Origin of the sequence: Nocardioides sp. 1609, assembly GCF_004522105.1 — a bacterium.
Taxonomy (GTDB): domain Bacteria; phylum Actinomycetota; class Actinomycetes; order Propionibacteriales; family Nocardioidaceae; genus Nocardioides.
On sequence record NZ_SPUJ01000001.1, the window covers coordinates 1,081,962 to 1,101,678 of the forward strand.

Sequence of the window (19,717 nt, forward strand, 5' to 3'; positions counted from 1 at the left end):
AACACCGTCTTCCTAGCGTCCTGGCTACCGCGGCGCGGCTCGGAGGAACGCCGCACCCGACCCAGGGAGAACCCATGACCACCATCGAGCCCGGCCACGAGCCGGACGTCGTCGAGGCCGCCGGCTACCCGCCGGGACGCGGCGTCACGAAGCCGGACTACGACCCGCGGCTGTCGAACGAGGACCTCGACCCGCTCGAGGACCAGTCGTGGAGCACCTACAACATCTTCGCGTTCTGGATGTCCGACGTGCACAGCGTCGGCGGCTACGTCACCGCCGGGACGCTGTTCGCGCTCGGCCTGACGAGCTGGCAGGTCTTCGTCGCCCTCATCGTCGGCATCGTCATCGTGCAGTTCTTCTGCAACCTGGTGGCCAAGCCCAGCCAGGTCGCCGCGGTCCCCTACCCCGTGGTCAGCCGGGCGTCGTTCGGCGTGCTCGGCGCCAACATCCCGGCCATCATCCGCGGCCTCATCGCCGTCGCCTGGTACGGCGTGCAGACGTTCCTGGCTGCCGGCTCGCTCACCATCGTGATCCTCAAGCTGTTCCCCGGGCTGACCGACTACGCGACCGGCGACTACAGCTTCCTCGGCCTCAGCCTGCTCGGCTACGTCTCCTTCACGATCCTCTGGGTCGCGCAGGCGCTGGTGTTCTGGCGTGGGATGGAGGCGATCCGCAGGTTCATCGACTTCTGCGGACCCGCCGTCTACGTCGCCATGATCGTGCTGTGCGGCTACATGCTGGTGCGCGCCGACTGGGACATCTCGTTCCGGCTCTCCGACCAGCGCCTCAGCGGCACCGAGCAGGTCACCGCGATGCTCGGCGCGATCGCGCTCGTCGTCTCCTACTTCTCCGGCCCGATGCTCAACTTCGGTGACTTCGCCCGCTACGGCAGGTCGTTCGACGCGGTCAAGAAGGGCAACTTCTGGGGCCTCCCGGTCAACTTCATCGTCTTCTCGCTGCTCGTCGTGCTCACCGCGAGCGCCACGGTGCCGGTCTTCGGCCAGCTGATCACCGACCCGGTGCACACCGTCGAGGCGATCGACACCTACACCGCGGTGCTGCTCGGCGGCCTGACCTTCGTGATCGCCACCATCGGGATCAACATCGTCGCGAACTTCATCAGCCCGGCGTTCGACTTCTCGAACGTCTCGCCGCAGAGGATCTCGTGGCGGATGGGCGGCATGATCGCCGCCGTCGGATCGGTGCTGCTGACCCCGTGGAACTGGTACTCCGACCCGGACGCCATCTTCTGGACCCTCGGCATCCTGGGCGCCCTCATCGGGCCGCTGTTCGGGATCCTGATCGCCGACTACTACCTGGTGCGCAAGCAGGTCATCGTTGTCGACGACCTCTACACCCTCGACGAGGACGGCGCCTACTACTACACCAAGGGCTACAACCCGGCCGCGGTCAAGGCCGTCCTCGCTGCCGGCGTCGTCTCCGTGCTCTCGGTCGTGGTCCCCAAGCTCGCGGGCGTCGTCACCTGGCTCCCGGACTACAGCTGGTTCCTCGGCTGCGGCCTCGGTCTCGGGCTCTACTTCCTGCTCGCCCGGGCCCAGGGGCTGGTCGCACCGGAGTCCGTCGAGGCCGAGGCCGGGGCCCGCTGAACCGATGCGGACCCCGTCGACACCGGGCCGTCCCGGCCGGCCGATCCGGATCAAGGTGGTCAACCCGAACACCACGGCGTCGATGACCACGCTGGTCGAGCAGTGCGCCCGGGCCGTCGCCGGCCCGGGCGTCACGGTCGACGCGGTCAACCCGGTGACGGGCCCGGAGTCGATCGAGAGCCACTACGACGAGGCCCTCGCGACGCCCGGCCTCCTGGCCGAGATCGCGGCCGGTGAGGTCGAGGGGTACGACGGCTACGTGATCGCCTGCTTCGGCGACCCCGGCCTGCTCGCCGCGCGCGAGCTGGCCCGGGGGCCCGTGGTCGGCATCGCCGAGGCCGCGATGCGCAGCGCCGGCTACCTCGGGCGCTCGTTCAGCGTGGTCACCACGCTCGCGCGCACGATCGGGCACGCGCAGGACATCGCCCACGCCTACGGCGTCGCCTCCCTGTGCGCCGGCATCCACGCCTGCGAGATCCCCGTCGTCGAGCTCGAGAGGGACCCCGCGGCGCGCGCCACGATCCTGGCCGCCTGCCACTCGGCGCTGGTCGACGACGGCTCCGACGTCCTGGTGCTCGGCTGCGCGGGGATGGCCGACCTGTGCTCCTGGCTCGCCGACGAGCTCGGCGTCCCCGTCGTCGACGGCGTCGCCGCGGCCGTGACCGTCGTCGAGGGACTGGTGCGGGCGGGGCTGCGGACCAGCAAGCGCGGCGAGCTCGCCCCACCACCGGTCAAGCGCCGCAGCACCGCCTACGCCTGAGCCGGCCCCGTCGCGACCCGCGCGTGCACCGCGCCCACGACGGTCGCCACCGCGACGACCACGCCCGACAGCACCAGGCCGGCACCCAGGTGCCACCGCAGGAGGGCGGCGCCCGCGGCGGCGCCGGCGAGGATGAGCACGACGGCGAGCAGGCGGCGTCCGGAGCCACCACCCTTGCCGGAGCCGAGCGTGGAGTCGGCGGCCAGGCCGGTGATGGTCGAGGTGACGACGACGGTGGTGACGTCCTTGACGGCGATGAAGCGGGCGGTCGCGGCCTGCACGCCCATCGCGGCGCCGAGCACCGTGGTCACCGTGATCTCGACCCAGCGGCCGGGGTGGTCACCCACCGCGAACAGGACCACCGCGAGGGCGAGGACCAGCACGGCCACCGTCGCGAACAGCGCCGTCGTCAGGCCGGTCCACGCGCCGGCGGCGCGCCTCAGCACCCGGCCACCGAGGGCCGCGCCGGCCATGAACCCACCCAGCGCGAGCAGCGGACCGAGCACCGGGAGGTCGTCGGCCCCGACCAGCGCCATGCCGAGGATGACGACGTTGCCGGTCATGTTCCCGGTGAACACCCGGTCGAGGCCGAGGTAGCCCACGGCGTCGACGACACCCGTGCCGAAGGTCAGCAGCAGCATCAGCCACAGGTGCACGCGGTCGGACGGCAGTGCGGCCAGGTGGTTCCTCACCCGGTGATCCTTCCAGCCGCCGGCGCCGCGCGCCGACGGCTGCGCCGGCGCGAGACGCGGAGTGCCCCGGGTCGTCTCGCCCGTCGGGCAGCAATCCCGCGATCTCCCCCGGAGACGCCCGGGCATCTCTACGCTCCTCCCCATGGTGCGGGCATGAGCGGGGACGATCGCGTCCTCATCGACGTCCTCGCGGAGGCGGCCACCGAGATGCCGTGGCCGGAGGAGCGGATCGAGGAGTGGCTCCTCGGCTGGTCGCGACGGGCGGTGCCGGGCGACGTCCGGGTCCAGGGCTTCGCCACGCCGCCCCCCGACATCAGCCTGGACCTCGGCGAGCAGCACTTCCTCGTCGCCCGACGGCCGCCCGACGGCGTCCCGTTCTCCGAGCTCGACCGTCGGCTGCTCCACGCGCTGGTCACGATGGCGACCGCGTCGCGGAACGCCGCCCGCCGCGACGCCCGGCTGCGCCGGCAGGCGCTGACCGACGAGCTCACCGGGCTGTGGCAGCAGGGCCACTTCCGCGAGCTGCTCGACCAGACGATGAGCTCGCGCACCGACGAGACGCTGGCCGTGCTGTTCCTCGACATCGACGGCATGAAGGGGCTCAACGAGACCCTCGGGCACCTCGACGCCGACGTGGTGCTGCAGGAGGTCGGTGCCCGGCTGCGCAGCGAGGTCCTGCCGCCCGGGTCCTTCGCCGCACGGATGGGGGGCGACGAGTTCGCCGCCGTCGTCCGGCACCTCCAGGACGCCGCCGACCTCGAGCGCCTGGTCGCCGACCTCCACGAGACGTTGCGCGGGCCGATCCTCGTCGGCGACGCCGTCCTGCAGGTCGAGGTGAGCATCGGCGAGGCGCTGTCGCTGTCGGGCACCGACGACCCCGACGCGCTGCTGCGCCGCGCCGAGCGGCAGATGCGCCAGCGCAAGCGGGCGCGCACCCCGGCGACGCTCCCGCCCCGGTGGTACGACGACCGCACCGTGCTCCGCGACATGATCGACCAGGGGCGGGTCGAGGTCGCCTACCAGCCCGTCGTCGACCTGGTCGCCGAGGAGATCGTCGGCTACGAGGCGCTGGTGCGCGCCCGCCAGCTCGAGTTCGGGCCGGTCTCGCCGATGATGCTGATCGGCGCCGCCGCCCAGCTCCGCATGCTCGACGAGCTGACCGCCGTCGTCCTCGACCACGGGATCGAGACGATGCGCTCGATCGCCGCGCGGGCCGGACGGCCGCTGACGCTCGGCGTCAACATCGAGTTCGAGCAGCTCCACGAGGACAGCCGCCTGCTCCGCTCGCTGCCCGGTCGGATGGCCGGCCTCGACGTCCACCTCGTGCTGGAGATCTCCGAGCGGCACGTCACCCGCTGGACGCCGTCGCAGCGCGCGATGGCGGCCGAGCTGGCCGCCGGCGGCATCGGTCTCGCCGTCGACGACTTCGGCGCCGGGTACTCCGCCCTCGGGCTGCTCACCAGCTGGGAGTGGGAGTGGGTCAAGATCGACCGCGCACTCATCGCCGACACCGGGGGGAGCGGCGGACGCACGGTGCTCGGCAACGTCGGGCGGATGATCGGCGAGCTCGACCAGGTCGCCGTCGCCGAGGGGATCGAGACCGCCGCCGAGGCCGCCGCCGCCCAGGCGCTCGGCATCACCCTGGCCCAGGGCACCTACTTCGCCCCGCCCGCGCCCGCCGAGGCCGCGCTGGCCTCGGTCTCCTCGCTGGGGCTGCGGATGCCGGTCGGGAGGAGCCCCGAGTAGCCGGCCGGTCCGCGGCCGGTCGGCCTGCGGGGCTGCCCGATCCACGCAATTGCCGACGCTGGCTCACTTCTCACCGCGAGAACTGAGCCAGCGTCGGCAATTGCACGCGTGGGGGCCGACCTGTCGGTGGTCGCGGCAACACTGGCGCCATGGACACCGGGACCGCCGTCACCCTCGCCCTCGGCCTGCTGCTCGGTCTGGTGGCTGGTGGCGCGCTGGGGTACGCCGCCGGCCTCCTGCGCCCGCGACCGGACCCTGCCGCGGCGCCGGTCGACGCCGCTGCGGAGCGCCGGCTCGACGCGGCGCTCGACCAGCAGGCCGTCGTCCGCGAGAGTCTCGAGCGGCTGCACGACCAGATGCGCGACCTCGAGCACAACCGGATCTCGTGGCAGAGCCAGCTGCACCAGCAGGTCAACGACATGCGCTCCTCCACCGACTCGCTGCGCCGCGAGACCCAGACGCTGTCCACGGCGCTGCGCAAGCCGCAGGTGCGGGGGCAGTGGGGCGAGCTGCACCTGCGTCGCGCCGTCGAGCTCGCCGGCATGGTCGACCGGTGCGACTTCTCCGAGCAGGTGCGCCTCGACGACGGCGCCCGGCGTCCCGACCTCGTGGTGCACCTGGCCGGTGGCCGGTCGGTCGTCGTCGACTCCAAGGTCCCGCTCGATGCCTTCCTCGACGCCACCGGGTCCGACGACGACGACGTCCGCGCGCACCACCTGGCCCGGCACGCGCGCCAGCTGCGCACCCACGTCGACCAGCTCGGCTCGAAGGGCTACTGGCGATCGTTGCCGGAGTCCCCGGAGTTCGTCGTGCTCTTCGTGCCGGCGGAGTCGTTCCTGTCCGCGGCGCTGGAGGAGGACGGCTCGCTCCTCGAGCACGCCGCCGGGCGCGGCGTCGTGCTCGCCACGCCGACCACGCTGATCGCCCTGCTGCGCACGGTCGCGCACGGCTGGACCCACGAGGCACTCACCACGCAGGCCGGGGAGATCCACCGGCTCGGGCGCGAGCTGCACGGTCGGCTGGGCACGTTCGGCGCACACCTCGACCGGGTGGGGCGCTCCCTCAACGGCGCCGTCGAGCACTACAACAGCGCCGTCGGCTCCCTCGACGCGCGCGTCCTGGTGCAGGCGCGCCGCTTCGAGGACCTCGGCGTGACCTCCGATGAGCTGCCCACGCCCCGCGCCGTCCCGCTCAGAGCGGTGCGCCCCGCCCGGCGCGCCGACACCGAGGACGACCCGCCGCGCCGTAGTTTGGAGCTGTGAACCTGCCCGGGTCCCGCACGGTGTGGGAGGAAGGTCACGAGCCCGGCCGCGAGATGGCCGCGCTCGGGGTCGCGCTCGCCCTCACCGCGGCCGCCGTCGACCTGTTGCTCACCGCCGAGGTCGGACTGCTCTTCGACATCGGCTTCGTCGCCCTGTGCGTCGGGCTCGCCCTCGCGGTCCGGCTGCCGGACTTCTTCACCGTCGGCGTGCTGCCGCCGTTGCTGATGCTGTCGACGTTCCTGCTGCTCGCGATGTCGCGCTCCGAGGCGATCGCCCGCGCCGACGACGGCGTCGTCCAGGCCGTCATCTCCGGGTTGTCGCACCACGCCGTGGCACTGGCCCTCGGCTACGGGCTGGCGCTCGTCGTCCTCGTCGTCCGGCAGCGGGTCGCCGCAGCCCGTGGCGAGCTCGGTGCCGACGCCCCCGACGCCCGTGAGGTCGCCGAGGTCCCGCTCAGGCGAAGCGGTCCGGGTCCCCGGCTCCCCGCCTGATCACCTCGGGCTCACCGCTCGACCAGTCGACCACGGTCGTCGACTCCGCCGGGGTCTCACCGGCCTCCACGACGACGTCGACCTCGTGGTCGAGGTCCTCCTTGATCTCCCAGCCCATGGTGCGCGGCTCGGTCTCACCCGGCAGGATCAGGGAGCTGCTCAGCAGCGGCTCCCCCAACGCCTCCAGCAGCTGCTGCACGAAGCGGTGGTCGGGGATCCGCACCCCCACGGTCTTCTTCTTCGGGTGCAGCAGCCGCTTGGGCACCTCGGGCATCGCGGGCAGGATGAACGTGTACGGACCCGGTGTCGCCGACCGGATCGCCCGGAACGCCGCGTTGTCGACGTGCACCAGCTGACCGAGCTGCGAGAAGTCCTTGCACACGAGCGTGAAGTGGTGCCGGTCGTCGAGGCCCCGGATCCGGAGGATCCGGTCGCGCCCGGCGCGGTTGCCGATCCGCGACCCGAGCGCGTACCCCGAGTCGGTCGGGTAGGCGATCAGCTGGTCGTCGAGCAGCGCGTCCACCACCTGCTGCACCAGCCGCGGCTGCGGGTTGTCCGGGTGGATGTCGACGAAGCGGGCCATGGCCCCATTCTCCACCTCCGCCACGCCGATCCCCCACCTCGAGGTGCCGGGTCGGCGCGGACCCGTCGCCGACCCGTCGCCGATCACTGACGGGTCGGCGTGGCGGGAGGCGGATTTCATGGCGGGCACCTGGTTCAGGCACAGTGTTCGTGGCGTTCGGCCCGGTAGACAGAGGATCCGAGCCAGCTCCGACGAAGGACCGACCACGATGCCCCTGCCCGAGCCCGACGAGCAGCCCGCCGCCCCGGGTGCCGACGCCGGTCGCCGTCGCGTCGCCTACGTCCTGCCGGTGTTCAACGAGTCCGAGAACGTCGCGGTCTTCCACGCCGCGCTCGTCGAGGCGACGACCGCGCGCGCCGACCTCGACTTCGAGTTCGTCTACGTCGACGACGGCAGCCGCGACGACTCCCTCGACCGGCTGCTCGAGCTGCGCGCCGCCGACGACCGGGTCGCCGTCCTGAGCCTCTCGCGGAACTTCGGCCACCAGGTGGCGGTGACCGCCGGCATCGACGCCTGCGCGGACGCCGACGCGGTGATCATCATGGACACCGACCTGCAGGACCCGCCGGCGGTCAGCATCGAGATGCTCGGGCTGTGGGAGGGCGGCGTCGACGTGGTCTTCGCGCAGCGCCGCAGCCGCCAGGACTCGCCGTTCAAGCGGGCGACGGCGTACGGCTTCTACTGGGTGCTCGACCGGATGGCCGACATCGAGATCCCGCGCAACGTCGGCGACTTCCGGCTGATGGACCGCAAGGTCGTCGCCGAGGTCTCGCGCTACCGCGAGCAGGACCGCTTCCTGCGCGGCATCGTGGCGCACGTGGGATTCCGGCAGGAGGCGCTGCTCTTCGACCGCGACCCGCGCTACGCCGGCGAGACCGGCTACCCGCTGCGCAAGATGATCCGGTTCGCCGCGAGCGGCCTGGTCGGCTTCTCGACGGCGCCGCTGCGCTGGATCTCCCGGCTCGGGTTCGCGATCTCGGCGTTCTCGGTGCTGCTGGCCATCTACGTGGCCGGGGTCCGGATCCTCGTGCCGGAGGAGTCGGTGCCCGGCTGGGCGTTCCTCGGTGTCGGCATGTTCCTGCTCAGCGGGCTGCAGCTGATCATGATGGGCGTCATCGGCACCTACCTGGGCCGCGTCTACACCGAGGCCCAGGACCGCCCGCTGTACTCCCTGGCCCTGACCGCCCGCGGCTCCCGGCCCGGTGCCTCCTGAAGCCCGCCCTCTCGCCGACCCTCGTCCGGTTCGCCGGCGTCGGCGTCGTCAACACCGCGCTCGACCTCGGGCTGTTCCTGCTGCTGCACGACCGGCTCGGCATCGTGCTGGCCAACTTCGTCTCGACGAGCGCCGGGATGACGTTCAGCTTCGTGGTCAACGGGCTGTTCACCTTCTCCGCCGGCCGTCTCACCCTGCGCCACGCGCTGCTGTTCCTCGCCTCCACCGGCACGGTGATGTGGCTCTTCCAACCCGTCGTCATCCACGTGCTCGCCGACGTCGTCGAACCGCTGCTCGTGGTGAAGGTGCTCTCGATCGGCGTCTCGTTCGTCGCGAACTTCGTGGCCTACCGCTACGTCGTGTGGCCGACGACGAGGGCCGCCACGGAGTCGTGAGCGGTCCGGTCAGGACCGCCCGGCGGCCTTCAGGTCGCGGCGCAGCTCCTTGGGGAGGGAGAAGATGAGCGACTCCTCGGCGGAGTGCACGGCGCGGGCGTCGGGGTAGCCACGCTCGGAGAGGAGGGCGAGGACGCCGTCGACCAGGGCCTCGGGCACCGAGGCGCCCGAGGTGACCGAGACCGTGCGGACGCCGTCCAGCCAGGCCTCGTCGAGCTCGGAGACGTCGTCGATGCGGTACGACGCCCGCGCCCCGGCCTCGAGGGCGACCTCGACCAGGCGCACGGAGTTCGAGGAGTTCGCCGAGCCGACGACGATGACGAGGTCGGCGTCCGGGGAGATGTCCTTGACCGCGAGCTGGCGGTTCTGGGTGGCGTAGCAGATGTCGTCGCTGGGCGGGTCGAGCAGCAGCGGGAACCGCTCGCGGATCGCGGCGACGGTCTCCAGCGTCTCGTCGACCGACAGCGTGGTCTGCGAGAGCCAGGCGACGCGAGCGGGGTCGCGCACGACGATGCCGGGCACGTCGGCCGGGCTCTGCACGAGCTGGATGTGGTCGGGCGCCTCGCCGGCGGTGCCCTCGACCTCCTCGTGCCCCTCGTGGCCGATGAGCAGGATGTCGTAGTCGTCGGCGGCGAAGCGCTTGGCCTCGTGGTGGACCTTCGTCACCAGCGGGCAGGTCGCGTCGATCGTCTTGAGGTCGCGCTCCTCGGCCTGGCGGTGCACCTCGGGCGAGACGCCGTGGGCGGAGAAGACGACGGTCGCGCCGGCCGGCACCTCCTGCAGCTCCTCGACGAACACCGCGCCGCGGGCCTCGAGGTCGGCGACCACGTGCTTGTTGTGCACGATCTGCTTGCGCACGTAGACCGGCGACCCGTACAGGTCGAGGGCCTTCTCGACGGTCACGACGGCGCGGTCGACGCCGGCGCAGTAGCCGCGTGGCGCGGCCAGCAGCACGGCGCGCTCGGCCTCGTCCGGGCTGAGGACGGACGGCATCCCGACGTCGGTGGTCATGCAGGCAGTCTACGAGCGGGCTCCTGGTAGACAGACATCCGTGAGCTATCTCGTGGTCGGGGCCGGAGCCATCGGCGGTGGCGTGGGCGGGCTGCTCCACGCCGCCGGGATCGACGTCACCCTCGTGGCGCGGGGCGACCACCTCGCCGCGCTCCGTGACGATGGCCTCCGGCTGCAGGTGGGGCACGAGCCCGAGCGGGTGCTCGCCGTCCCCGTCGTCGGCACCCCGGCCGAGGCGACGATCACCGCCGACACCGTCGTGCTGCTCGCGGTGAAGTCGCAGCAGACCGCTGCCGCGCTCGCCGACCTCGTCCCCCACCTGCACCCCGCCACCGCGGTGGTCTCCCTGCAGAACGGCGTCTCCAACGAGCGCACCCTGCTGCGCCACGTCGAGCGCGTCCAGGCGGTGACGGTGATGATGCCGTCGAGCCATCTCGAGCCCGGTCGGGTGCGGCTGCACTCCGCCGGCCGCCCCGGGCTGCTCGACATCGGCCGCTACCCCACCGGCTTCGACGACGGCACGACGGCGGTCGCCGCCGACCTGGCCGCCGCCGGGTTCGAGAGCGTCCCGCGCCCCGACATCATGGCGTGGAAGCACCGCAAGCTCGTCACGAACCTCGGCAACGCCGTCAACGCGGCCTGCCCGCCCGGTGACGACGCCGACGCGCTGGTCGGTCTCCTGCACGCCGAGGCGGACGCCGTCCTGGCCGCGGCCGGCGTCGACGTCGTGAGCGAGGCGACCGACTCCGAGCGACGCGGCCAGCTGCTCCGCCCGCTCGTCGGTCGCGACGGGGTCGGGTCCTCGACCTGGCAGAGCGTGCGTCGCGGCACCGGCGACGTCGAGGTCGACCACCTCAACGGCGAGGTCGTCCTGCTCGGCCGCCTGCACGACGTCCCGACGCCGGCCAACGAGCTGGTCCGCCGCACCCTGCACGACGTCGTACGACGAGGAGCCCCGCCGCAGACCGTTCCTGCGGCGGGGCTCCTCGACGCGCTGGGCGCTCAGTCGGCCCGGACGTAGAAGCCGAACCCGGCAGCGGCGTCGTCGGGGACGGGGGCGCCGCCGAGCCGCACGAGGGCGATCTCCTTCGCGCCGGCCGGCAGGTCGGCGGTGAAGGTCCCGGCACCGACGTAGGACACGCTGCTGCTGTCGTCGCCGTCGACCTCGTAGGTGATCCGCGACTCGTCGGCGCGCGTGTAGGCGATGAGGGCCAGGGTCCGCCCGCCGAGGTCGGGCACCGCCACGACGGCCCCGCCGGGTCCGAGGTCGGGCGACGCGGTCTCGACCAGCTCGAAGGCGTGGCCGTCGTGCTCGACGCGCTCGGGCAGCTCGATGCCGGCGCCCAGGTCACGAGGCTCCGGCTCGGCGTAGAGGCCGAGGCCGATCCGGAGGTCGTCGTCCTCGACGAGCGGGCCGTCCTCGCCCTCGGTGACGTAGAACCGCGTGGTGAGGTCCTGGCGCGGGCCGGCGACCTGGCTCGCCCCACCCTGGGCTGCCGGGTCGAGCGGGACGGAGGCGTCGTTGCAGCCCCCGGACAACAGCTCACCGGTGTCGAGGGCGACGTGCAGCCACGCGTTCGCAGGACCGCCGGTGCAGTAGTAGGTGTAGAAGACCTCCGCCGCCCGGCCGCTCGGCTCGACGACGACCTCCGCCTGACCCGGCTCGCCGATGGCGGCTCCGAGGAGCGGCGCCCCGGCGCGCGTGTCGCGGAACGTCACGCCGCCCGCGGTCACGCCCTCGGGGCGTCCGTCGCCCAGGGTGAAGGCGGCCAGTGCGACGTCTCCGGTGCCGACCCGCGCCGTGACCCGCAGCGCGTCACCCGGCGCGACGTAGGTCCAGTCGGTGAAGTCGGCGCCGTCGACGACCCGCTTCTCGCCGCCGGCACCGACCACGATCGTCACGCGGTCGTCGTCGGTCGAGGTGCCCCACGACACCAGGCGCGGCTCGTCGGACGCCTCGAGCTCGAGCGCGGCCCGCTCCTCGCCGCGGACGTGGTCGGCGTAGTCGTAGGTGAAGCCCAGCGAGTCGATCTCGGCGGGGATGTCGATGCCGAAGACGGTGGGGCCGGCGGCGTCGGGGCCGGTGTCCCCGGGGAGGAACGCGGCGAGGGCGGTCCCGGCGACCACGGCAGCGGTGGCTCCGGCGACCGCGGTACGACGACGTCGGGTCGTCCGGATCCGGCGCTGAATGCCGGTCCCCCGGTCGATCGCGGCCACGTCGAGGACGTCGTCCGCGTGCGTCTCCAGCGTCCTGCGCAGGTCGTCGATGCCGTTCATGCCCGCTCCTCCGTCGTCTCGTGGGTGTCCTCGGCGAGCGCGGGGTCGATCCGCAGCTTCGCGAGGGCCTTGCTGGTCTGGCTCTTGACCGTGCCGACGCTGCACCCCAGGAGGTCGGCGGTCTGGGCCTCGGTGAGGTCCTCGAAGTAGCGCAGGACGACGACGGCGCGCTGCCGGCGCGGCAGCCTGCCCATCGCGTCCCACAGGTCGTTGCCCGCGTCGACGGCGTCGGTGCCGTCGGGGACGCCCGACTCCGGGAGCTCGCCGGTGGCGTGCTCGCCGTTCCACTTGCGCCGCCACCACGAGTTGTAGGTGTTGAGGAGGATCTTGCGGACGTAGGGCTCGGGGTGGCCGGTGACCCGGCTCCAGGAGAACCACGCCTTCGCGAGCGCGGTCTGGAGCAGGTCCTCGGCGAGGGCGTGGTCGCGGGTCAGGAGGTAGGCGGTGCGCAGCAGCGCCGTCGAGCGGGCGGCGACGAACTGGTCGAAGTCGACCCGGTCGGGCGCCATCTGCTGCCTCTCGCTCCGGGACGCCTCCGAGAGCGTCTGGTCGGTGGTCATGTCAGGAGGGACCATCCTGCCCGCCCGGATGGTTGCCTGCCGCCGCGGCCGAAAACGACGAGGGCCCCGTCACCATCGGTGACGGGGCCCTCGTGCGGGGTCTGCTGCGGATCAGGCCTTCTCGTCCGCGGCGGGCGCCTCGACGTCGGCGCCCTCGACGTCGGAGCCCTCCACGGCCTCGTCCTTCGTGGCCTTCAGCTCGGTGACCTCGGACTCGGTGGACTCGGACTCGGTCGACTCGACCTGGGTGTCCTCGGCGGTCTCCTCGGCCGGGGTCTCCTCGGTCTTGTCGAGCACCGGGGCGGCGGCCGGCTCGGCCTTGGCCCTCGAGGTCTTCGCCTTCGGCTGGTAGGCCTCGGTGACGAGCTCGATCACGGCCATGGGGGCGTTGTCGCCCTTGCGGGGGCCGATCTTGGTGATCCGGGTGTAGCCACCGGGACGCTCGGCGAAGGTCGGCGCGATCTCGGTGAACAGCAGGTGCACGACGCCCTTGTCGCGGATGGTCTTGAGGACCTCCCGACGCTGGTGCAGCGGGTTCTGGCCGTTGTGGGCCTTGACCGCCTTCGTGATCAGCTTCTCGGCGTGCGGACGCAGCGTGCGCGCCTTCGCCTCGGTCGTGGTGATCCGGCCGTGCTCGAAGAGCTGCGTCGACAGGTTCGCCAGGATCAGGCGCTGGTGGGCCGGGCTACCGCCGAGGCGGGCACCCTTCTTCGGTGCGGGCATGGTGCTTCTCGATTCTCCCGGGCCGTGTCAGGTACCCGGGTTAGAGGTGGTGAGGGGTGGGACGTTGCTGCGGAGGAACCTCGACGCCAGCGGGTCGGCGACCGCTCAAGGCCGCCGACACGCTTGCGCCATCGGGCTCAGTACTGCTCGTCCTCGACGAACGCGTCGTCGTCGTCGTCGCCGTACGCGGCCAGGGCGGCGTGCGGGTCGAAGCCGGGCGCGCTGTCCTTGAGGGACAGGCCCATCTCGACCAGCTTGGCCTTGACCTCGTCGATCGACTTCGCGCCGAAGTTGCGGATGTCGAGCAGGTCCTGCTCCGAGCGGCTGATGAGCTCACCCACGGTGTGGATGCCCTCGCGCTTGAGGCAGTTGTAGGACCGGACCGTCAGCTGCAGGTCCTCGACCGGGAGGGCGAGGTCGGCGGCGAGCTGCTCGTCGACGGGCGACGGGCCGATGTCGATGCCCTCGGCCTCGACGTTGAGCTCACGGGCCAGGCCGAAGAGCTCGACCAGCGTCTTGCCGGCCGACGCGATGGCGTCGCGGGGCAGGATGGACGGCTTGGTCTCGACGTCGATGACGAGCTTGTCGAAGTCGGTGCGCTGCTCGACACGGGTGGCCTCGACCTTGTAGGTCACCTTGAGGACCGGGCTGTAGATCGAGTCGACCGGCATCCGGCCGATCTCGTTGTCGTTGCCCTTGTTCTGGACGGCGGACACGTAGCCGCGGCCGCGCTCGACGACGAGCTCCATCTCCAGCTTGCCCTTGTCGGACAGGGTGGCGATCTTCAGGTCGGGGTTGTGGACCTCGACGCCGGCCGGCGGCGCGATGTCGGCGCCGGTGACGTCGCCGGCACCGGACTTGCGCAGGTACATCGTGACGGGCTCGTCGTGCTCGGAGGAGACGACCAGACCCTTCAGGTTCAGGATGATCTCGGTGACGTCCTCCTTGACGCCCTCGATCGTCGAGAACTCGTGGAGCACGGTGTCGACCTTGATGCTGGTGACGGAGGCACCGGGGATCGACGAGAGCAGGGTGCGACGCAGCGAGTTGCCGAGCGTGTAGCCGAAGCCGGGCTCGAGGGGCTCGATGACGAAGCGGCTACGGAAGTCGCCGACGGTCTCTTCCGAGAGGGTGGGGCGCTGTGCGATGAGCACTGGTGTTTTCCTTTCCGGGCCCACCCGCTATTTGACGGACCCGAACTGCAGAGGTGAAAAGGAAGATGGAGCGGTGGTCGGGGGACGGACGTCCCCCGACCACATGAGGATCACTTCTTGGAGTAGTACTCCACGATCAGCTGCTCCTGGATCGGCATGTCGATCTGCGCGCGCACCGGCACCGAGTGCACCAGGGCCCGCATGCGGCCGGGGACGACCTGCAGCCAGGCCGGGACGATCCGCTCGCCCTGGGTCTCGCGGGCGATGATGAACGGCGTCATCTCGAGCGACTTCTCGCGCACGTCGATGATGTCGTACTGGGTCACCTGGAACGACGGGATGTCGACCTTGCGGCCGTTGACCAGGAAGTGGCCGTGGACGACCAGCTGCCGGGCGTGACGACGCGAGCGCGCGAAGCCGGCGCGGTAGACGACGTTGTCGAGGCGGCACTCCAGGAGCTGGAGGATGTTCTCACCGGTCTTGCCGGTGCGACGCGAGGCCTCGACGTAGTAGTTGTGGAACTGGCGCTCCATCACGCCGTAGGTGAAGCGGGCCTTCTGCTTCTCCTGCAGCTGAGTGCGGTACTCGCTCTCCTTGATGCGCGCACGGCCGTGCTGGCCGGGAGGGTAGGGACGCTTCTCGAAAGCAGCGTCTCCACCGACGAGGTCGACACCGAGACGGCGCGACTTCCGGGTCATGGGTCCGGTGTAACGGGCCATGGGTCAGTCTCCTGTTCTGTCTCGGGTCAGACGCGCCGGCGCTTGGGCGGGCGGCATCCGTTGTGCGGGGCGGGGGTGACGTCCTGGATGGTGCCGACCTCGAGGCCGATCGCACCCAGCGAACGGATCGCGGTCTCGCGCCCGGAGCCGGGGCCCTTGACGAAGACGTCGATCTTCTTCATGCCGTGCTCCATCGCCCGACGTCCGGCGGCCTCGGCGGCCATCTGCGCGGCGTACGGGGTGGACTTGCGCGAACCCTTGAAGCCGACGGTGCCGGCGGAGGCCCACGAGATCACGGCCCCGGTGGGGTCGGTGATCGTCACGATCGTGTTGTTGAACGTGCTCTTGATGTGGGCTTCGCCCTGAGCGACGTTCTTCTTCTCCTTGCGGCGCACCTTCTTGGCTGCCGCGCGAGCCTTGGGAGGCATCGGTTATCTCCTTGTGAGCTGGTCTGTGGTCGAAGGCTGGGTGCGCGCCGTCTGCGTGAGCAGGCAGCGAGCGGTCACTTGGCCTTCTTCTTGCCGGCAACCGTGCGCTTGGGACCCTTGCGGGTACGCGCGTTGGTCTTGGTGCGCTGACCGCGGACCGGGAGGCCCTGGCGGTGGCGGCGTCCCTGGTAGCTGCCGATCTCGATCTTGCGACGGATGTCGGCCTGGACTTCACGACGGAGGTCGCCCTCGATCTTGAACTCCTGGGTCTCGATCTCGTCACGGAGCTTGACCAGCTCGTCGTCGCCCAGCTGGTGCACCCGCATGTTGGGGTCGACACCGGTGAGCTCGAGGAGCTTCTGGGAACGGGTACGGCCGATGCCGTAGATGTAGGTGAGCGCGATCTCGACGCGCTTGTCGCGCGGGAGGTCGACGCCGACGAGGCGTGCCATGTGATGGCCTTTCGATTCCTGCAGAGGTTTCGTACGCGATGCGTCCGGGACGTCCCTCGAGGGATCCGGCTCCGGCCTTCTGCTCCGGAGGTGCTTCAGCCTCCCGGGAGAGGCCTAGCGATCGCGTTGGTTGGTGTGTTCAGTTGTGGTGCACCGCAGGAGCGGGGGCTGGATCAGCCCTGACGCTGCTTGTGACGCGGGTTCTCGCAGATGACCATGACGACGCCGTGACGACGGATCGTCTTGCACTTGTCACAGATCTTCTTGACGCTGGGGTTGACCTTCATGTGTCAGGACCTTCTGATCTCGGCTGTTGGCTACTTGTAGCGGTAGACGATGCGACCTCGCGTGAGGTCGTACGGCGAGAGCTCCACCACGACGCGGTCCTCGGGGAGGATCCGGATGTAGTGCTGACGCATCTTGCCGCTGATGTGTGCGAGGACCTTGTGGCCGTTGCTGAGCTCGACCCGGAACATCGCGTTGGGGAGGGCCTCCGTGATGGAGCCCTCCATTTCGATCACGCCTTCTTTCTTCGGCATGTCCTCACTATCCGATCGCTTCGTGGTGTCTACCGTTCGACCCGGGAACCTCGACTCCGGCGGAGCCGTGGACCTCATGCAGCCGTCTCGGGACGCCACTCCCGGGCGCAGCGCTGATCAGCTCTGCCAAGGTTCTGGCTGGAGTGGTCACCACTGGCTCGAGCAGCCGCGAGGCGTCACGAAACAGACCCATGTTGGGCCGACACACCAGTTTAGGCTCTGGCGGTCCCGAAACACGAATCTGCTAGGGCTCTCACCCCACCAGGAGGCGCAGGGTCTCCTCGCGGGCCGGCGAGGCGACCGGGTCGGTGCCGAGGTAGGCGCCGCCCACGGCGTTCACCATGACCTCGTCGACGCCGTAGGTCGTGGCGAGCTCCTCGATCCGGGCGCGCCCGGTGGCGGCGTCGCCGATGACCCAGCGCTCGGCCATCGAGTCGACCAGCTGCTGCTCGTCGACCCGCAGCTCGCGCTTCTCGGCCTCCTCGACCAGCACCTGCGCCTCGAGCGGCTGACCGGTGCGCAGCGCGAGCATCATGTGGAGCTGGGGCTGCGCCAGGCGCAGCGCCTCCTCGGCGGTGGCGGCGACGGAGGCGTTGACGGTGAGGAAGGTCCGCGGCTCGGCCAGCTCGGGCGAGGGCTGGAAGCGGCTGCGGTACAGCCGCAGCGCCTCGGCGGTGCCCTGACCGGAGAAGTGGTGCGCGAAGACGTACGGGAGGCCCTTCTCCGCGGCGAGGGCCGCCGAGTAGTCGCTGCTGCCCAGCAACCAGAGGGTCGGGACGCCGACCGCGCGGGGCGTGGCACGCAGCAGGTGGGTACGGCCGCGCAGGCTGAGACCGACGCCCTCGGCGTCCATCATGGCGACGATGTCGTCGACGTATTGCGGGAACTGGGTGACCGCGTCGTCACTCACGCCCCCGGCGCCGTGGCGCAGCGCCCAGCTGGTGACCGGGTCGGTGCCGGGCGCACGCCCGATGCCGAGGTCGATCCGGCCCGGGTAGGCCGCCTCGAGCAGCGCGAACTGCTCGGCGACCACCAGCGGCGCGTGGTTGGGCAGCATGACGCCGCCGCTCCCGACCCGGATCCGGGTGGTGGCGGCGGCGATCATCGCGATCAGCACCGGCGGGTTGGTCGCGGCCACGGCCGGCATGTTGTGGTGCTCGGCGACCCAGAACCGCTCGTAGCCGAGACCGTCGGCCGCGCGGGCCAGCGCCAGTCCGGCGCGCACGGCGTCCGCGGAGGTCTGGTCGGAGCGGACGGGGACGAGGTCGAGCACAGACAGGGTGGTCATCACCGTGACCAACCCCGGGACCGACCTACGCATTCCTGGTGAGGCGAGCGGGTGCCGGGCCGGCGTCTACTCCTGGGCCACCCGTGGCTCGGCACCCCGCCCGGATCAGGGAAGCGCGACCGCGGGGATCGCCGGGGTGGGCTCGACGTAGTCCGAGGAGTCGCCGGTGACGGTCACGTAGAACCGCTTGTGGGTGTTCGGGCCCGTGCTGCCCGCGACGTCCGCGCCGGAGCTCGTCAGCGTGCCGTCGCTCAGCCGGGGGCTGACGACGAAGGTCTTCCGGTTGTCGGCTCCGTTGGGGGCGCAGGCCACGATGTCGGCGATGCCGCACACCGTGGCGGTGATCTCGCCGGAGAACTCGGGGTTGGCGTCCGCGAGCGGCGCTCGGCCGTTGACCGTCGTGTCGCCGTTCTGGTCGTACTTGTTCTGCAGGGCGACCGACACGGTGATCGCGTTGTCGGAGAGGTCCTCGTTGGCGTCGATGTAGACGTTGCCGAACGCACCGGCCGGCACCGTGGCATCCGAGTTGTTGACCAGGTCGTACGCCGTGCGGACCGCGAAGCCGCCGGACTGCGCGACGATCGCACCGGAACGGTCCACGAGCAGCCAGCGACCGTCCTCGCCGTCCTGACCGTCGGCGCCGGCCGGCCCCTGGGTGCCCCGTCGCACGCCGGGTGCGAGGTCGACCATGCGGATGGCGCCGTCGCGGATCTTCGGCGAGGTGACGGCCCCGTCCTTGATGTCCTTGGTGCCGATCGAGACGGCCGCGTAGGAGGTGCCACCGAGGGCCACCATCAGTGCCGCCACCGAGACCACCATCGAACCACTCGGGCGCTTGCCGGCCAGGAGCTTGTTCATGTGTCGAACCCTTCGTCGCGTGCCGGCCGGTGCCGGTCCTGTGGTCAGGCATCCGGTGCCGCGGGGCCGGCGGATTGGCCGATCGCGAAGGTTTCGAAGAAAGTTTCGAGGATCCGGGAACAAGACAACGAAGGGCCCGGACGTGGAGTCCGGGCCCTCGGCTGTGGCAGGTGCTGGATTCGAACCAGCGTAGGCTGTGCCGGCTGATTTACAGTCAGCTCCCTTTGGCCGCTCGGGCAACCTGCCGGGAAATGTCACCTCCGGCTTGGCCGGTCGGCGACGAGGGAAGAGAATAGCGCAGCGCGATCCCGATGACGGAATCGCACCGGACTGCACGACCGACACACGAACCCACAGCTGGGAGCACACGACCACCATGGCCGACTCGTCGTTCGACATCGTCAGCAAGATCGACCGTCAGGAGGTCGACAACGCGCTCGGGCAGACCGCCCGGGAGATCGCCACGCGCTTCGACTTCAAGGGCACCGGAGCCACCATCGAGTGGCAGGGCGAGGCGGCCATCGAGATCACCGCCTCGGCCGACGACCGGGCCAGCGCCGTCCTCGACGTCTTCAAGGACAAGCTCATCAAGCGTCAGCAGAGCCTGAAGATCCTCGACGCCTCCGAGCCTCGCGCGTCGGGCCAGCAGAGCAAGATCGGCGTCGCCCTCAAGGAGGGCATCACCTCCGAGGACGCCAAGAAGATCTCGAAGCTGATCCGCGACGAGGGCCCCAAGGGCGTCAAGGCCCAGATCCAGGGCGACGAGCTCCGCGTCTCCTCGAAGAAGCGCGACGACCTCCAGGCCGTCCAGCAGCTCGTCAAGGGCCAGGACTACGAGTTCGCGGTGCAGTTCACCAACTACCGCTGACCGCTCGGTCGAGTCGGGGGGGGGGGGGGGGGGGGCCCCCCCCCCCCCCGCGCTGGACATTCACCCCGCGCCGCCACGGGGCGCCCCGGGG

The 19,717-nt window shown here is 71.1% G+C and carries 23 protein-coding genes and 1 tRNA gene; 9 read left to right on the plus strand and 15 right to left on the minus strand.

All coding sequences use genetic code 11. The features are described from left to right. Nucleotides 1–74: 74 nt before the first annotated feature. Nucleotides 75–1,607 (plus strand): NCS1 family nucleobase:cation symporter-1, encoded by a 1,533-nt coding sequence (locus E4623_RS04910; protein ID WP_134765336.1) that lies wholly within the window; start codon nt 75–77, stop codon nt 1,605–1,607. 4 nt (nt 1,608–1,611) lie between these two features. Then, nucleotides 1,612–2,367, plus strand: a complete 756-nt coding sequence (locus tag E4623_RS04915; RefSeq protein ID WP_209020488.1) for an aspartate/glutamate racemase family protein — start codon at nt 1,612–1,614, stop codon at nt 2,365–2,367. Here the strand turns inward: E4623_RS04915 and E4623_RS04920 are convergent. Beyond that, nucleotides 2,358–3,059 (minus strand): YoaK family protein, encoded by a 702-nt coding sequence (locus E4623_RS04920; protein ID WP_245154869.1) that lies wholly within the window; start codon nt 3,057–3,059, stop codon nt 2,358–2,360. The two genes, E4623_RS04915 and E4623_RS04920, sit on opposite strands and share 10 nt — an antisense overlap. A gap of 153 nt (nt 3,060–3,212) precedes the next feature. Between E4623_RS04920 and E4623_RS04925 the strand changes: the two genes are divergently transcribed. From E4623_RS04925 to E4623_RS04935, 3 genes are all read left to right on the plus strand, one after another. Further along, nucleotides 3,213–4,805: an EAL domain-containing protein gene (locus E4623_RS04925; RefSeq protein WP_134765337.1), complete on the plus strand. Its 1,593-nt coding sequence runs from the start codon at nt 3,213–3,215 to the stop codon at nt 4,803–4,805. A 149-nt stretch (nt 4,806–4,954) separates the two neighbouring features. After that, nucleotides 4,955–6,067, plus strand: a complete 1,113-nt coding sequence (locus E4623_RS04930; RefSeq protein ID WP_134765338.1) for a DNA recombination protein RmuC — start codon at nt 4,955–4,957, stop codon at nt 6,065–6,067. Beyond that, entirely contained in the window at nt 6,064–6,558 is a 495-nt protein-coding gene (locus E4623_RS04935; RefSeq protein WP_209020489.1) for a DUF6542 domain-containing protein, read from the plus strand. Before E4623_RS04930 ends, E4623_RS04935 begins: the two co-directional genes overlap by 4 nt. On the opposite strand, the gene E4623_RS04940 is transcribed toward E4623_RS04935, so the two are convergent. Further along, the gene (locus E4623_RS04940) at nt 6,521–7,141 is read right to left on the minus strand and encodes an L-threonylcarbamoyladenylate synthase (protein ID WP_134765339.1); all 621 of its coding nucleotides are present in this window, start codon (nt 7,139–7,141) and stop codon (nt 6,521–6,523) included. The genes E4623_RS04935 and E4623_RS04940 overlap by 38 nt on opposite strands. A 208-nt stretch (nt 7,142–7,349) precedes the next feature. On the opposite strand from E4623_RS04940, the gene E4623_RS04945 reads away from it, so the two are divergent. Next, on the plus strand, nt 7,350–8,354 hold the full coding sequence (locus E4623_RS04945; RefSeq protein ID WP_134765340.1) for a glycosyltransferase family 2 protein: 1,005 nt from the start codon (nt 7,350–7,352) through the stop codon (nt 8,352–8,354). Beyond that, the gene (locus E4623_RS04950) at nt 8,351–8,749 is read left to right on the plus strand and encodes a GtrA family protein (RefSeq protein WP_134765457.1); all 399 of its coding nucleotides are present in this window, start codon (nt 8,351–8,353) and stop codon (nt 8,747–8,749) included. Before E4623_RS04945 ends, E4623_RS04950 begins: the two co-directional genes overlap by 4 nt. Nucleotides 8,750–8,758: 9 nt before the next feature. On the opposite strand, the gene E4623_RS04955 is transcribed toward E4623_RS04950, so the two are convergent. Then, entirely contained in the window at nt 8,759–9,760 is a 1,002-nt protein-coding gene (locus E4623_RS04955; RefSeq protein WP_134765341.1) for a 4-hydroxy-3-methylbut-2-enyl diphosphate reductase, read from the minus strand. Nucleotides 9,761–9,800: 40 nt separating this feature from the next. Between E4623_RS04955 and E4623_RS04960 the strand changes: the two genes are divergently transcribed. Further along, entirely contained in the window at nt 9,801–10,781 is a 981-nt protein-coding gene (locus E4623_RS04960) for a 2-dehydropantoate 2-reductase (protein ID WP_134765342.1), read from the plus strand. Here the strand turns inward: E4623_RS04960 and E4623_RS04965 are convergent. The 12 genes from E4623_RS04965 to E4623_RS05020 all read right to left on the minus strand — a co-directional run bounded on the left by E4623_RS04965 (nt 10,763) and on the right by E4623_RS05020 (nt 19,004). Then, nucleotides 10,763–12,037, minus strand: a complete 1,275-nt coding sequence (locus tag E4623_RS04965) for a hypothetical protein (protein ID WP_134765343.1) — start codon at nt 12,035–12,037, stop codon at nt 10,763–10,765. The two genes, E4623_RS04960 and E4623_RS04965, sit on opposite strands and share 19 nt — an antisense overlap. Continuing rightward, nucleotides 12,034–12,597, minus strand: coding sequence for a SigE family RNA polymerase sigma factor (locus tag E4623_RS04970; RefSeq protein ID WP_134765344.1), 564 nt, complete (start codon nt 12,595–12,597; stop codon nt 12,034–12,036). Before E4623_RS04970 ends, E4623_RS04965 begins: the two co-directional genes overlap by 4 nt. A 111-nt stretch (nt 12,598–12,708) precedes the next feature. Next, nucleotides 12,709–13,320, minus strand: coding sequence for a 50S ribosomal protein L17 (gene rplQ, locus E4623_RS04975; RefSeq protein WP_134765345.1), 612 nt, complete (start codon nt 13,318–13,320; stop codon nt 12,709–12,711). 137 nt (nt 13,321–13,457) lie between these two features. Next, nucleotides 13,458–14,474, minus strand: a complete 1,017-nt coding sequence (locus E4623_RS04980) for a DNA-directed RNA polymerase subunit alpha (RefSeq protein ID WP_134765346.1) — start codon at nt 14,472–14,474, stop codon at nt 13,458–13,460. A gap of 110 nt (nt 14,475–14,584) precedes the next feature. Continuing rightward, nucleotides 14,585–15,193, minus strand: a complete 609-nt coding sequence (gene rpsD, locus E4623_RS04985; RefSeq protein ID WP_134765347.1) for a 30S ribosomal protein S4 — start codon at nt 15,191–15,193, stop codon at nt 14,585–14,587. Between the two features lie 26 nt (nt 15,194–15,219). Beyond that, nucleotides 15,220–15,621, minus strand: coding sequence for a 30S ribosomal protein S11 (rpsK, locus tag E4623_RS04990; protein ID WP_134765348.1), 402 nt, complete (start codon nt 15,619–15,621; stop codon nt 15,220–15,222). 74 nt (nt 15,622–15,695) lie between these two features. Further along, complete coding sequence (rpsM, locus tag E4623_RS04995; protein WP_134765349.1) at nt 15,696–16,073, minus strand: 30S ribosomal protein S13; 378 nt, start codon at nt 16,071–16,073, stop codon at nt 15,696–15,698. Between the two features lie 173 nt (nt 16,074–16,246). Continuing rightward, entirely contained in the window at nt 16,247–16,360 is a 114-nt protein-coding gene (rpmJ, locus tag E4623_RS05000; RefSeq protein WP_091025735.1) for a 50S ribosomal protein L36, read from the minus strand. A gap of 30 nt (nt 16,361–16,390) precedes the next feature. Further along, nucleotides 16,391–16,612 (minus strand): translation initiation factor IF-1, encoded by a 222-nt coding sequence (infA, locus tag E4623_RS05005; protein WP_134765350.1) that lies wholly within the window; start codon nt 16,610–16,612, stop codon nt 16,391–16,393. A 253-nt stretch (nt 16,613–16,865) separates the two neighbouring features. Beyond that, nucleotides 16,866–17,900: an LLM class flavin-dependent oxidoreductase gene (locus E4623_RS05010; RefSeq protein WP_134765351.1), complete on the minus strand. Its 1,035-nt coding sequence runs from the start codon at nt 17,898–17,900 to the stop codon at nt 16,866–16,868. 105 nt (nt 17,901–18,005) lie between these two features. After that, the gene (locus tag E4623_RS05015; protein ID WP_134765352.1) at nt 18,006–18,758 is read right to left on the minus strand and encodes a hypothetical protein; all 753 of its coding nucleotides are present in this window, start codon (nt 18,756–18,758) and stop codon (nt 18,006–18,008) included. A 164-nt stretch (nt 18,759–18,922) separates the two neighbouring features. Beyond that, a tRNA-Tyr gene (locus E4623_RS05020) sits at nt 18,923–19,004 on the minus strand. Nucleotides 19,005–19,134: 130 nt separating this feature from the next. On the opposite strand from E4623_RS05020, the gene E4623_RS05025 reads away from it, so the two are divergent. After that, on the plus strand, nt 19,135–19,626 hold the full coding sequence (locus E4623_RS05025; RefSeq protein WP_134765353.1) for a YajQ family cyclic di-GMP-binding protein: 492 nt from the start codon (nt 19,135–19,137) through the stop codon (nt 19,624–19,626). Nucleotides 19,627–19,717 lie beyond the last annotated feature (91 nt).

Bases quoted from the DNA above. Each gene is read 5' to 3' on its own strand.
- E4623_RS04910 (WP_134765336.1), top strand. From the start codon at position 75: ATGACCACCATCGAGCCCGGCCACGAGCCGGACGTCGTCGAGGCCGCC.
- E4623_RS04915 (WP_209020488.1), top strand. From the start codon at position 1,612: ATGCGGACCCCGTCGACACCGGGCCGTCCCGGCCGGCCGATCCGGATC.
- E4623_RS04925 (WP_134765337.1), top strand. From the start codon at position 3,213: ATGAGCGGGGACGATCGCGTCCTCATCGACGTCCTCGCGGAGGCGGCC.
- E4623_RS04930 (WP_134765338.1), top strand. From the start codon at position 4,955: ATGGACACCGGGACCGCCGTCACCCTCGCCCTCGGCCTGCTGCTCGGT.
- E4623_RS04940 (WP_134765339.1), bottom strand. From the start codon at position 7,141: ATGGCCCGCTTCGTCGACATCCACCCGGACAACCCGCAGCCGCGGCTG.
- E4623_RS04945 (WP_134765340.1), top strand. From the start codon at position 7,350: ATGCCCCTGCCCGAGCCCGACGAGCAGCCCGCCGCCCCGGGTGCCGAC.
- E4623_RS04955 (WP_134765341.1), bottom strand. From the start codon at position 9,760: ATGACCACCGACGTCGGGATGCCGTCCGTCCTCAGCCCGGACGAGGCC.
- E4623_RS04965 (WP_134765343.1), bottom strand. From the start codon at position 12,037: ATGAACGGCATCGACGACCTGCGCAGGACGCTGGAGACGCACGCGGAC.
- E4623_RS04970 (WP_134765344.1), bottom strand. From the start codon at position 12,597: ATGACCACCGACCAGACGCTCTCGGAGGCGTCCCGGAGCGAGAGGCAG.
- rplQ (WP_134765345.1), bottom strand. From the start codon at position 13,320: ATGCCCGCACCGAAGAAGGGTGCCCGCCTCGGCGGTAGCCCGGCCCAC.
- rpsD (WP_134765347.1), bottom strand. From the start codon at position 15,193: ATGGCCCGTTACACCGGACCCATGACCCGGAAGTCGCGCCGTCTCGGT.
- rpsK (WP_134765348.1), bottom strand. From the start codon at position 15,621: ATGCCTCCCAAGGCTCGCGCGGCAGCCAAGAAGGTGCGCCGCAAGGAG.
- rpsM (WP_134765349.1), bottom strand. From the start codon at position 16,073: ATGGCACGCCTCGTCGGCGTCGACCTCCCGCGCGACAAGCGCGTCGAG.
- rpmJ (WP_091025735.1), bottom strand. From the start codon at position 16,360: ATGAAGGTCAACCCCAGCGTCAAGAAGATCTGTGACAAGTGCAAGACG.
- infA (WP_134765350.1), bottom strand. From the start codon at position 16,612: ATGCCGAAGAAAGAAGGCGTGATCGAAATGGAGGGCTCCATCACGGAG.
- E4623_RS05010 (WP_134765351.1), bottom strand. From the start codon at position 17,900: ATGACCACCCTGTCTGTGCTCGACCTCGTCCCCGTCCGCTCCGACCAG.
- E4623_RS05015 (WP_134765352.1), bottom strand. From the start codon at position 18,758: ATGAACAAGCTCCTGGCCGGCAAGCGCCCGAGTGGTTCGATGGTGGTC.
- E4623_RS05025 (WP_134765353.1), top strand. From the start codon at position 19,135: ATGGCCGACTCGTCGTTCGACATCGTCAGCAAGATCGACCGTCAGGAG.